This is a genomic window from Caproiciproducens sp. CPB-2 (assembly GCF_036287215.1).
Classification (GTDB): Bacteria; Bacillota; Clostridia; order Oscillospirales; family Acutalibacteraceae; genus Caproiciproducens.
Window position 1 is genome coordinate 2,603,298 of the sequence record NZ_CP142860.1, and the last position, 12,400, is coordinate 2,615,697.

The window sequence follows — 12,400 nt, forward strand, 5'->3', positions numbered from 1 at the left end:
CTGCACGAGCTGCTGTGTGCTGAGCGCCACCCCGCAAAAATCAAGGCCTCAGTAAAGGCCTGCACTGCTTGTCCCATATAATGAAGATATTATAAAAATTGCCGTTCGCTGTTTAATGATATGCTACCCCCAGATAGGACAGTGAAATAAAAAAGCACTGTTCTTCAGTCTGGGGGTAAAATTATGCCGAATAGGAAGAAGACAACAGCCGAAGAAAAGATCCGTATTGTAGAATTGTATTTGTCAGGCAAAATTGGATACAGCGAAGCAGGAAAACAGGCGGGAGTAGATTGCAAGACGATTGCGCGTTGGGTCAGTCGGTACAAGACGGAAGGGCCTGCGGGGTTTCTGACCCACGGACACGACCGGGCATACGGCAAGGAAACGAAACTATCGGCAGTTTTGGATTATCTTGCTGGGAAAGGTTCTCTTCAGGAAATCTGCGAAAAGTACGGAATCCGTGATACCCGGCAGCTCAGGGATTGGCTGAGGGTATATAATTGTCATGAAGACTTCAGGATACATACGGGAGGGAGTCGCATGACGAAGGGCCGGGATACAACCGCGAAAGAACGGATGGAGATCGTAAAAGCGTGTATCGTCAACGGGAATGATTACGGCGGTACAGCGCTTAAGTATCGAGTTTCTTACCAGCAGGTTTACACCTGGACGAGGAAATACCGAAATATGGGCAGGGCGGGGCTGGAGGACCGGCGGGGACACCGGGCCGGGACGCTTCCGAGCCGGACGCCGGAAGAAGAACTCAGAGACAAGGTTGCTCAGCTTGAACGGAAAAACTATGATCTGGAAATGGAGAACGCTCTGTTAAAAAAAGTGAAGGAATTGGAGAGGAGGCGACGTTGAGCTTCATCAGGCATCCGGCGGCTTACGGCGCGGTAAGCACGCTGTCTGCGGAACGGGTATTCCCTGTTTGGAAACTCTGCGGCTTTCTGCACATCACGCGCTCGGCGTATTACAGATGGCTGAAGCACCCGAAAAGCAGCCGCGAGTTGGAAAACGAACTCATCGCAGGCGAGGTCGAGAAAATCCATAGCCTGCATACGGATATGGGATACCGCAGAATACGGGATGAGTTGGACAGGCATCATGGCATTCATGTCAACGACAAGCGAGTACTCCGCATCGACCGTGCACTTCATATTCAGTCCAGCGTCAAATACCGTCGGCACGGGTGCACAAAAAGTGCGGCATCGCCGGAATACATTGCCAAAAACTATTTGAACCGCAAATTTTATGCGGACGCTCCGAACCGAAAATGGTTGACCGATGTAACGGAATTCAAGTATTTCATCGGCCCGGAAATCCGCAAGGTTTATCTGAGCGCTATTCTGGACTTGTACGACCGGCGCATCGTTGCCTATGCCGTAGGCGATCATAATGACAACAGGTTGGTATTCAATACGCTGGATGCTGCCGTGGCCGCTAATCCGGACGCACACCCGCTATTTCACAGTGACCGGGGGTACCAGTATACCAGCCGTTCTTTTCACTCGAAATTGCATGCCGCCAAGATGAAGCAAAGCATGTCCAGAGTGGCGCACTGTATTGACAATGGGCCGATGGAAGGCTTTTGGGGTATCCTCAAACGGGAAATGTACTATGGACGCAAATTCACCGACCGGAAACAGATCACGCAAGCCATTTCAGAGTATATTTACTTTTACAACTACCGGCGACTGCAGCGCCGATTGTCTGTTATGACACCCATGGAGTTCCATGCACAGTACGCAAAAGCTGCGTAAAAATTGCTGCCCGCCGGTTCCGGCGGACAGCAGTCCTAAAAATCTTTTTATTTTTTCATTGTCCTCTTGACGGGGTGCACACCATAATACAGGGAGCGGCAATACTTTTTTTTGCTCATTTCAGGCAATGCTATTTTTTTGATTGCACTGAAATTCATCTTCATTCTCTTTTAAACAATCCGCGGAAACAGGTTCGTCTTCAATCAAACGGAAACGGTCCACAAGCTTTTTAAGCTCCCTTGCCTGTCCGGAAAGCTCCTCGCTGGCCGCCGCGCTTTCTTCCGCTGTCGCGGAATTCGTCTGCACGACGCTGGAAATGTTGTCGATTCCCCTTTTGATCTGACCGACCGCATCCGACTGGTAACCGGATGCCTGCGATATTTTCTCAACCGCGTTAAAAACAACATTTGTTGCGTTGACCACCTGAAACAGCGATTCCGCCGTCTGATTCGCAATCACGGTTCCGTTTTCAATCTGCTGAACCGACTTTTCTATCAGGGAAGTAATATTTTTTGCCGCCTGCGCGCTCTTGCCCGCCAGATTTCTCACCTCGTCGGCAACTACGGCAAAGCCCTTTCCCGCGGCGCCTGCCCTTGCGGCCTCAACAGCGGCGTTCAATGCAAGAATATTGGTTTGGAAAGCAATATCGTCAATGACCCGGATAATTTTTCCGATTTGACTCGACGAATCGCTGATCTGCGAGATTGCTTCCATCATTTCGCTCATATGGCGGCTGCTGGAATCAATTTCGCAACGGACTTGGGAAACGTTCTGACCGGCATTGGCGGTGTGTTCGGCATTGCTTTTCACCTGTTCGGAGATTGCCGCGATGGACGATGCCAGCCTTTCCACCTCTTCCGCCTGTTCGGCGGCTCCCTGCGCCATGGATTGCGCGCCGTCGGAAACCTGGTTGGAACCGCTCAACACCTGCTCCGAAGCCTGATTGATTTCGGACAGCGTGTGATGAAAAGACTGGTCGATGTGAAAAATTGACTCCTGAAGCGCGATAAAATCCCCTTTATATTCCACAGAACGGAAGATGTTCAGGTCCCCTTCCGCCATTTTCGCAAGGTTGGCTGATATGTCCGTAATATACATTCGAATGGATTCGATCGTTTCAGAAAAGGAAGCAGCAAGCTGTCCTATTTCATTTCCGGAATCCACGCTGACCTGCACGCTCAGATCCCCCTGCGCCAATCTCTGCGCGGCTTCGGCCATCTTTTTTACCGGTCTGCCGATACTGCGTGAGATACGCAGCGCAATGACCAGAGAGATACAAAACGAAATCAGGATTATTAAAAAAACAATGCTGTTAGCTTGGCTTTCTTGAGTGTTAAGATGTATGGCTGTCTGCTTCCCCATTGTTGTCTTTTCGCTAAATAAAGCATCTACGGTAGTTCGAATCTTGTCTGATAGAGGGTCGTCTTGCGCCGTCAAAAGCATTTTCGCGTTTGCGCTTTTATTTTTCGTTCAAAACAGAAAGGGCCATTGCGGGATTCTCCGGGAACGGCCTTGTTATTCCTGATGAACCGCAAGACGATTGGAGAATACCCGCAATGACCGCAGAAAATGGGTAGGAGATATGTATGAAAAAGAAAAAGGCATTTTCAATGAAAAAAACTGAGATTCAGGCAGAAAAATAATTTTCCGCCGTTTTCATCCTGACCGTTACGGTTCTTCCAACAGCCATGTGTGCGCCGGATCAAAGATGCGGTCCGTCCATGGGTCGCCGTCAAAATGGCGGATCATCCATACATAATATATGGGATAGCCGGGCGCGTTCACTTGAGGATGGGTCAGCCCTCCGGGAACGAGGCAGAAGCTGCCGTCCTTGATTTTGCAAACCTCGTCGCCGATAAAGCAGGCGCCGAAGCCCTGCGGCTTTTCAAAGCGGTAGTAGTATACCTCCGGCTGGGGATGATGGTGCGGGGGATAACTGGACCAGCCCCCTTGCGGCACAAGAATTTCGCCCATGACCATATTGGAATAGGGCGCTGTGTGATAATCGAAAAAAGTGCGGACCGTCCGCTGCGCTTTTCCTTCAAACTGGTCCTGTCCAAAGGTTTCCTCGGCACAGTTCTGCGGTGTAGAAAGCTTGCTTTCAAAGTCCCTTTCGTTCCCGGTGCTTTGCACAAGGACTTCGCTCTGGCGGAGCGCGGTGATTCTTACTTTCACGCCTTTGGCAACATGCAGGCAATACGGCCCGTCCCGCAGGAAGCTGTCCCGGGATGCCGCGACACTGCCGTTCGGCCAGAGATAGGATACGCTTCCCTCGACCAGCAATATCGCCCTTTCCTCGTCTTCAGAGAAAAAGGTAAGCGATTCCCCCTGCTCCACGCGATAAACCGTAATGTTCATCAGACTGTCCGCATAGGGCCCCTGTGTCTGCGTCAAAATTTTTTTACCGGTCCGGTCAAACACCGGATAACCGAAGATATTAGAAGATGTTTCCATGAAGCCCTCCTGTAAAAAACAAAATATTCAGCATTCCGGGCAGGGATTCCCTCTTTTATCTGCCCAGCAGTTCTTTCTCGATCCGTTCCCGCGTTTCTGGGGCCTGCTTCGCCATCTTTTCCGGGTATCCGAAAAGGGATACGCAGGCAATGGATTCCCCGCCGACACGGAACGTTTTATGGGCAAAATCCATTTTGCGCAGCGTCTCAAAGATGCCGGCGAAATCCACTTCCCCCTCGCCTAAACCAATGTGCTGATGGATGGTGGCGTTTACTCCCGGAGGATTCAATATATAACGGCAGTCTATGGTCTGGTTCATGGTATCCGCGAACAGGACATGGGAAAGATCGTCTCCCGCATATTCAAGCATGTGGCGGACGTCCCCCTTTCCCTTGTCATAAAAGAAACCGTGCGGCGAAGAATACACATATTTCAGGTTGTCGCTGTGATAGGATTTTACCATGTCGCAGGTTTCGTCGTTTAACTCGCAGAAATCATACGGATGAGACTGAATCTCCACGCGGATATTTTCCTTTTCAAACAGCGGAAGCAATTCATCCATGGAACGGAACCACATTCCGTTGCAAAGCTCCGGCTGATTCGGATCCCCGGACAATTCCGTGTTAATAACCTGTACGCCCATGTTGACGGCGATTTCCACAATTTTTTTCCAGTTGTCCACCGCCATCCTGCGCTGCTCTTCAGTTGGACCGGACCAGCGGTAAACGCAAATAAAGGAAGAAATTTCCACCCCGGTTTCTCTCAGCGCCTTGCGGTATTCCGCCTCACATTCCCTGGAAAACAATGGATGCTTATAGAAGGGATTAATACGAGGATGCGGAGACTGTTCTATGTATTTATAACCCCAGTCCGCAACCTGATGGACCATGTCGCTGATGCTCATCTGTTTTGCCAATACATCGACATCAAATGCAATCTTCATAGCCATCACCTCCATATCTTAATGATTTTAACGTTTAGTTACGCCCTAAGACGATTGTATTATTACTCAGGTCCTTCGGCACACGATCTCCTCCGCTACTGATAAAGAAAAGTTTTTGGTATTTTCTTTCCCACTTATTATTTTATTAAATGGAGTCTTGGTTTTTATTTATCTGTCTTCAGTCCCGATAAAAGGCAGGACGATCTGTTAGCGGAACGGATTCAATTGCACCAGTTTTTTGCGACTTAAGACAGGAGTCAGTCGTTACCGCTGCACAGTAGCCATCCCATGCAGAGGCCGCAGCAGCACAATAAGTATTGTTGTTACACGCATCAGCCCATGCCTGAAATTCAGCATTATAGGAATCTTCGAAAAATGCAAGGCCATCTGAGGTCATGCCAATTGATGAACTGTTCTTTGTGCAAACATTGACACGTGCATGGCGGGGCAACGTTGCGGTTCCATCCTCACACAGAACCTCACAGCGGATATCATAGGCATACTGGCAATTCACCCAAATTTCAGCTGTAATTACCATACCAGAGGAAGTGGTCAGCAACACAATCTGGGGATCATGCAGATTAGAATTTTGAGAATACTTCGTAGTTTTTGGGAAAATCACCTGTGCCTTAGTAAAATAATCGCCTACGAGCCAACTCATAGTATCAATTTCATGTATCGCCGTACCAGTAATTGCAACAACATCGTCAGACGGTGCAGGATAGGTCGCATTGCGATGTGCACAATGTGCAACCAAGGGTTGACCTATCTTTCCAGTTACAACAATCTCCTTTAGTTCCTGATATGCCGGATCAAATCGGCGATTAAAGCCTAACTGTATCAGTCGCTTTCCGCCTGCTATTTCCGCATCAACAACCTTTTTTGCGCCCTCTGAGGAAGCAGACAGCGGTTTTTCACAGAAAACAAATTTTTTCAGACGTAGCGCTTCCAAGCAGAATTCCTCATGGGTTTTGTCTGCACTGACAATAACAACTGCGTCTACCTCCGAATCATTGATCAAAGAAATAGGATCTGCAATAAAACGCACATTTTTATAAGGCGTAATAACATCTTTGGCATGAGCCGCGTTTATATCCGAAACCGCCGTAACCGTAGCATTATTGATTCTGGTCATCAAACGCAGAAAATGCTGTGTGCCCATCGAACCGACACCGACAATACCAACTTTAAGCATAATAACATTCCTTACCTTTCATCTTTAAATTTTATATAATTGGACATGATTGTGTTATGGCCTCCGCCATTGATTTTTGGCAACAGTTCAACCCCCTCTTCCGTAATTTCTCCGTGCTATGATTTCTGTTTGGTGACAATTATCAAATATTTGGCTATCGTCCACATATTCCAAACAAAAAGAAAGGAGATCAACTTTCTTTAAACTCCTGCCGTTTTTCGGATGTAATCACGGGCCCGCAACGCATACTCAAACGGGTTGGCCTTGGCAGGATCTTGTTCAGCTTCAACAATGAACCATCCTTCATAACCGGATCGAGCCAATTCCTTGAAAACGCCAGGGTAGTCAACGCATCCATCACCGGGAATCGTAAAGCATCCTTCCAGAACCGCCTTGCGAAATTTAAAGCCCTCGGCGTAAGCCCGCTCCATCATTGTCGGACGAATGTCCTTCAAATGTACATGGCCGATGCGGGGGGCAAACTCCTTTGCGGCCTTAACTGGATTTTCTTTTGAAAAAGTGAAATGGCCCGTATCAAAACAGAGCCAGACATAACGCGGATCCGTATGATTCATCAGCCGCTTGGTTTCCTCAAATGTCTGTACAACAGTTGCCATGTGATGATGGTAACATAGTTTGAAACCACGATCCGCAGCAATCTTACCTAACCTATTAAGGCCATCACACAACTTCTCCCATTCTTCATCGCTTGCCACCGGTTTTTTGTCACCAAACATCGAACACTCTTTGGCAAAGAGGCAACGAGTTAATTCACATACATTAATGCGTGTTGCGCCAAGCGCCTCCAGAAAAGCAAGTTGCTTTACGAATGCCGCTTCGTTCTCTTCATATGGCGTCGAACATAAAAAACTCGAAAACCACTGACTTGCAATTTGCAATCCTCGCAAATCAAGAGCTTTTTTGAGCGTTTTAGGGTCGGTCGGGAACTTTCCCCCAACTTCGGTTCCTAGGAAACCCGCAAGTGCAGCTTCCGAAATCATCTGCTCAAATGTTAACTCGCCGCCAAGCTGCGGCATATCGTCGTTCGTCCATCCAATCGGCGCAATGCCAAGTTTTACATTTTTGAACATTACTTATCCCCTTCGTTTGATATTTATGGTGACTCTATAGAAAAACGCAATTGTTCTTCCAAAGGACATGAAGGAAACCATCCCATCACCGTATGAGCTTCATTATCAGCCCGCAATATGCAGACTCTTCTTGGCGGGTAGTCCAAATAGCGCGTCGCCACGTCTGCCTAATCAGTCATCAAAACCATGTCAGGCAAATCCATTTAGGCAACACTGAAAGCTCACCAATTCAGCTTTCCTGCAGCAGCCAAGCATGTGCCGGGTCGAAAATCCGGTCCGTCCATGGATTACCATCAAAATGGCGAATCATCCAGACGTAATACATAGAATACCCAGGCGCATTCACCTGTGGATGCACCAAGCCTCCGGGGATCGCGCAAAAACTACCGTCCTTAATCTCTCTGGCCTCGTCACCGATAAAGCATGCACCGAATCCCTGCGGTTTTTCAAAGCGGTAATAGTAAACTTCTGGCTGCGGGTGTTGGTGCGGAGGATAGCTGGACCAGCCTCCCTGTGGAACAATAATTTCTCCCATTACCATGTTAGAATACGGCGCTGTATGGTAGTCGAAAAATGTGCGAACCGTCCTTTGTGCTTTACCATCAAACTGGTTCTGACCGAAGGTTTCTTCCAAGCAGTTTTGAGGCGTATAGAGTCTATTTTCGAAATTTTTTTCATTTCCTGTGCTCTGAACAAGAATTTCGCTTTGACTGAGTGCTGTAACCTCTACCTGCACATCCTTTGAAACGTGCAAACAGAACGCCCCGTCTTTCAGAAAATTTTCGCGAGAAGCTGATACGCTGTCATCGGGCCATGAAAATATCACACTGCCTTGAATCAGCAACACCGCCTTTTCCTCAGATTTTGAGGAGAAGTTAAGGCGTTTCCCCTTTTCCATGCGATAGACTGTAATGTTCATCATGGTATCCGCATAAAGCCCTTTTGTTTGTGTTAAAACCTTTTCTCCATTTCGATTAAATTCTGGATAGCCAAAAATATTATCCATGGAAAGCCTTCCTTAATACATTATTTTTATGGCCAATTGGCGGCCTAAATACCTCTACCCGTATTCTCCGCGGCTTCGATGTCGCAGCTTTCTGCTGTTTCTTCTACAGATCCTTTCGCGGCATTGATTTCCAGCACTGTCTTTTCAAGGGATTCCTCCCCACGCAATCGAAACTGGCTAATCAACTCCTTGAGCATCTGTGCCTGCCCGGAAAGCTCTTCACTGGCAGCTGCACTCTCCTGCGCTGTAGCGCTATAGGTCTGTACAGCGGTGGAAATCTGCCCAATTCCAATATCGATCTGTGAAACTGACTGCGCCTGTTGTGCAGATACCCCAGCAATGGTATCAATTAAAGACACCGCTTTCGCGGTTGCTGCCGCGCTATCTTCCAACAGACCCGCGGTGGACGATACCAAACTAGAACCCTCTTTCACCGCTCCTATGGTTTCCTCTATCAACTTTGTCGTACTGGCTGCCGCTTCTGCCGTTTTTGTTGCAAGATTTCTTACCTCATCCGCTACTACGGCAAATCCTTTTCCTGCCACGCCTGCCCGTGCAGCCTCCACTGCGGCATTAAGGGCTAAAATATTCGTTTGAAATGCAATATCCTTAATGACCTTGATGATTTTCGAGATTTCTGAAGATTTTGCTGTAATTCCTTCCATAGCACCAACCATGATTTTCATTTTATCATTGCAGTTGGAGATTTCCCTGCCTGCCGTATCAGCACTGCTGCTTGCCAGTTCTGCGTTTTCAGCGTTCTGCTTGATCTGCATGGACATCTCCAAAACAGATGCCGAAAACTCCTCGACTACACTCGCCTGCTCCGTCGCTCCCTGCGAAAGCACCTGGGCGCCGGCAGACATCTGATTCGCTCCAATTGCTACTTGCTCCGATGCTGTGCTAATTTGGCGAAGCGTCGAACTAAGCTTACTATTCAGTTTTTGCATCGAAAACAAAATTTTATTAAATTCACCAACATATTGTTCTTCACAGCTTGTTCTCGACACAAAATTCCCATTCGCCATTTCGCCCATCAGATATCTGATGTCTTCAATGATTGATCGCAAGGTCTCGCTCATGGCCAAAAATGCAGCAGTGGCTTGCCCAATCTCATCCTTAGAGAGGTAGTCTATCTGGATATGTAGATTGCCATTACTGATTTCCTCTGTCGCGCGATGCAACATCTTCACTGGTCCTACGATCATACGCACAATATAAATCGAAAGCACCGCCGCACAAACAATTCCCACGGCCAGCGTGCATAGCATCAGCAAAATTGAAAAGTGATACAGGCTATCCGCCTCATTGCTGGCCTGTTTCGCGCCTTGCTTATTGAAATCCACCAGTTTGGAACAAGAGTAGGTAATGTCGTCAAAAATCGTACTTGTCTGACCGTCCAACAGCAGAAGTGCCTGACTGTTCTTATTCTGATCGACATATGACAGCATTTTCTGACTCAGCTGCAAATACTGATTCCACTTCTCCTTGACGTCCGCCACAAGCTTCCGATCCTTATCATTTCTATCCGCAACAGTATAAGCGGAAACGTCTGTTTCAACCTGTTCTCTTATTTTTTCTATCTGGTTTTTGTATTTTTGTCGCATCGTGCTGGTAGTAGCTAAAATATATCCCTGTTCGTTCATTCGATAATCCTGTGTCAGCGTATTGACCTCTTCCGCGGCAACTACGGACGGAAGCCACTGTTTACTGATCTCGTTCCCCGCGCCATCGATCCTGCTCATCAGCAGCAGGGAAACGCCCGCAATAACAGCCATACAGAACAATAGACTTATCGAAAGGACAAATAATTTTTTCCCTATTTTCAGCTGTTTCACCCAGTTCACTCCCCCTTGTTCAAACGAACGATGCAAATCTCGGACAATATTCGCCCACATTTCAGAATTTATCTATTCTGCACTTTAGAGAGGGCCATCAAAGCGAAACTGCCTTTCAAATCCCCCGGGATACTGGTTCCGGAAACTGGTGGTCATAGTAAGTCATCACCCCAAGTGCTTGCTTTCATTGATTAATAGCTCATGATTGCCTTGACAGCCTCCGCCGTCGTAGTTTTAGGCATCAGTTCAAAACCCACACGGCCTTTATAACCAATACTCTCCAAGCATTCAAACACCTTGTGGTAATTGATCTCGCCGGTACCAGGCTCATGACGGCCCGGTGCATCCGCCACATGGATATGACCGAACTGATCGCTGTACTTGGTGATGGTGTCACAGATGCTGCCTTCATTGAGCTGCATATGGTATATATCGTATAACACTTTGAGCATCGGCGAGCCGATGAGGCGGGTCATCTCCGCAGCCATCCGGGTATGTGCGAGGAAATTTCCTACGTGGTCAGTGGTGATATTCAGAGGTTCGAGATTCATCGCGATACCACTTTCCTCCGCGACCTTTGCGCATTCTATCAGCATATCATACATCGAGCAGATCTTGATTGTGTCGGAAAGCTTTGCGTAGTGGTCAACGACGACACCTCCTTCACCCAACGCATTGGAGTGTATCGTGACCGACTTCGCGCCAATCTTCTTTGCAGCTGCAACAGATTTCTTTAAGAAAGCAAGATACTTTTGTTTATGGGTCGGGTCAACCAGAGAGAAGTCCGCGTCGCCGTTGAAGGCAGAAATTCCGATATCGGCTTTTTCTGCCGCCGCCTTGACTGCGTCCAGATCTTTATCAGTCCAGCCCCAGAATTCTACAAATCCGAAACCATCGTTCTTTGCCGCTTGAAAGCGGTCTATGAACGGAATTTCCGCATACATAGGTTCGATACAAGCCGATTTTGCAAGTTTCAACATCTTTTTTCCTCCTGCTTGTTTTTATCAGGGTCGGTGTGGCGTATTTCCACACCGACCATTGCTTATTAAATGAAGAGGGGATCGCATAGTCTTAATCAGGATTAAGTAATATCCTTACCAGCTTTGAAGTCGGCAACGTTGTCTTTGGTAACCAGAGCTGCCGGAGTCTTGGTGTGCGATTCCAGCTTCTTACCGTCCAAGACATCCAGACAAGCTTGGATTGCGCCTTTCGCCTGCAGATTCGGATACTGCGCAACAGTGCCGGTCAGAGTACCAGCCTCAATTGCAGCAACGTCGTCTGGAGACGCATCAAAATCAAATACGGAAACTTTTCCCTTGAAGCCGCCCTGCTCGATTGCCTGCAGCGCACCCTGCCCCATCTCTGCATTGATCGCCCAGACAACGTTTACATCTGGATGAGCGGACAATATGTTCTGCATAACGTTAAATGCTTCGTTACGGTCGCACTTTGCTGTCTGGGACGCAATGACTTGGAATGCGCTACACTGACCCTTAAAACCATTGAGACGATCGGCATGTGCAGCTACGCCTGAAATGCCTTCCAGATACGCGATTTTACCATCTTTAATATGCTCTGCCGCGTATTTTCCTGCAAGAGATGCTGCTTCAGACTGGTCGATACCGACATAAGTTTCCACCTTGCCGCCAGCCTGCTCCAATGCATCGTTATCGATGGTGTCGTTTACCAGAATGACCGGAATATTGGCCTTGTTGGCCTGTACGATTGCCGGGATAAGAGCTTTGGAATCTGCTGCGGACAGGATAATTGCGTTATATCCCTTAACAACCGCATTCGATACCATGTTGACCTGTTGCTCCACATCGGTTTCTTTTGCCGGTGCCTGGAAATCCACTTCAATTCCTTTTTCCTTGGCGTAGTCATCCGAACCCTTTTCCATGTCGGTCCAAAATGCGTCAGTTTTCGCTTTTACAATGTAGGCAATTTTGATCTGCTTGTTGGGGGAAGAAGGGGCCTCAGAGGTCTCTTCACCGGAAGGGGATGCGGAGGCCTGCATTGTGCTGGATGGACCGCAAGCGGTCAGTCCGATTGCCATCACACCTACCAGTAATGCTGCTAAAATTTTCTTGATGCTCATAGTCTTTGCTCC

At 47.9% G+C, this 12,400-nt stretch carries 11 protein-coding genes; 2 read left to right on the forward strand and 9 right to left on the reverse strand.

Annotation, left to right across the window (positions count from 1 at the left end):
* Nucleotides 1–183 precede the first annotated feature (183 nt).
* On the forward strand, nucleotides 184–864 hold the full coding sequence (locus VXK30_RS12895) for a helix-turn-helix domain-containing protein (protein WP_329493119.1): 681 nt from the start codon (nucleotides 184–186) through the stop codon (nucleotides 862–864).
* Entirely contained in the window at nucleotides 861–1,763 is a 903-nt protein-coding gene (locus tag VXK30_RS12900; RefSeq protein WP_329493117.1) for an IS3 family transposase, read from the forward strand. The genes VXK30_RS12895 and VXK30_RS12900 overlap by 4 nt, the downstream gene beginning before the upstream one ends.
* Before the next feature lie 120 nt (nucleotides 1,764–1,883).
* Here the strand turns inward: VXK30_RS12900 and VXK30_RS12905 are convergent, their stop codons facing one another.
* From VXK30_RS12905 to VXK30_RS12945, 9 genes are all read right to left on the reverse strand, one after another.
* Nucleotides 1,884–3,125: a methyl-accepting chemotaxis protein gene (locus VXK30_RS12905; protein ID WP_275715559.1), complete on the reverse strand. Its 1,242-nt coding sequence runs from the start codon at nucleotides 3,123–3,125 to the stop codon at nucleotides 1,884–1,886.
* Nucleotides 3,126–3,431: 306 nt separating this feature from the next.
* Nucleotides 3,432–4,217, reverse strand: coding sequence for a 5-deoxy-glucuronate isomerase (locus VXK30_RS12910; RefSeq protein WP_275715557.1), 786 nt, complete (start codon nucleotides 4,215–4,217; stop codon nucleotides 3,432–3,434).
* A gap of 55 nt (nucleotides 4,218–4,272) precedes the next feature.
* Nucleotides 4,273–5,160 carry a sugar phosphate isomerase/epimerase family protein gene (locus VXK30_RS12915; protein WP_275715555.1) on the reverse strand — a complete coding sequence of 296 codons (888 nt, stop codon included), beginning with the start codon at nucleotides 5,158–5,160 and terminating at the stop codon, nucleotides 4,273–4,275.
* Nucleotides 5,161–5,338: 178 nt separating this feature from the next.
* Complete coding sequence (locus tag VXK30_RS12920) at nucleotides 5,339–6,355, reverse strand: Gfo/Idh/MocA family protein (protein WP_275715553.1); 1,017 nt, start codon at nucleotides 6,353–6,355, stop codon at nucleotides 5,339–5,341.
* A 200-nt stretch (nucleotides 6,356–6,555) separates the two neighbouring features.
* Nucleotides 6,556–7,446 (reverse strand): myo-inosose-2 dehydratase, encoded by an 891-nt coding sequence (gene iolE, locus VXK30_RS12925; protein WP_275715551.1) that lies wholly within the window; start codon nucleotides 7,444–7,446, stop codon nucleotides 6,556–6,558.
* Between the two features lie 229 nt (nucleotides 7,447–7,675).
* Nucleotides 7,676–8,452, reverse strand: coding sequence for a 5-deoxy-glucuronate isomerase (locus VXK30_RS12930; protein ID WP_275715549.1), 777 nt, complete (start codon nucleotides 8,450–8,452; stop codon nucleotides 7,676–7,678).
* 44 nt (nucleotides 8,453–8,496) lie between these two features.
* Entirely contained in the window at nucleotides 8,497–10,290 is a 1,794-nt protein-coding gene (locus tag VXK30_RS12935; protein ID WP_275715548.1) for a methyl-accepting chemotaxis protein, read from the reverse strand.
* A gap of 191 nt (nucleotides 10,291–10,481) precedes the next feature.
* The gene (locus tag VXK30_RS12940) at nucleotides 10,482–11,270 is read right to left on the reverse strand and encodes a TIM barrel protein (protein WP_275715546.1); all 789 of its coding nucleotides are present in this window, start codon (nucleotides 11,268–11,270) and stop codon (nucleotides 10,482–10,484) included.
* A 101-nt stretch (nucleotides 11,271–11,371) separates the two neighbouring features.
* Nucleotides 11,372–12,388, reverse strand: coding sequence for a sugar ABC transporter substrate-binding protein (locus VXK30_RS12945; RefSeq protein WP_275715544.1), 1,017 nt, complete (start codon nucleotides 12,386–12,388; stop codon nucleotides 11,372–11,374).
* Between the last annotated feature and the right edge of the window lie 12 nt (nucleotides 12,389–12,400).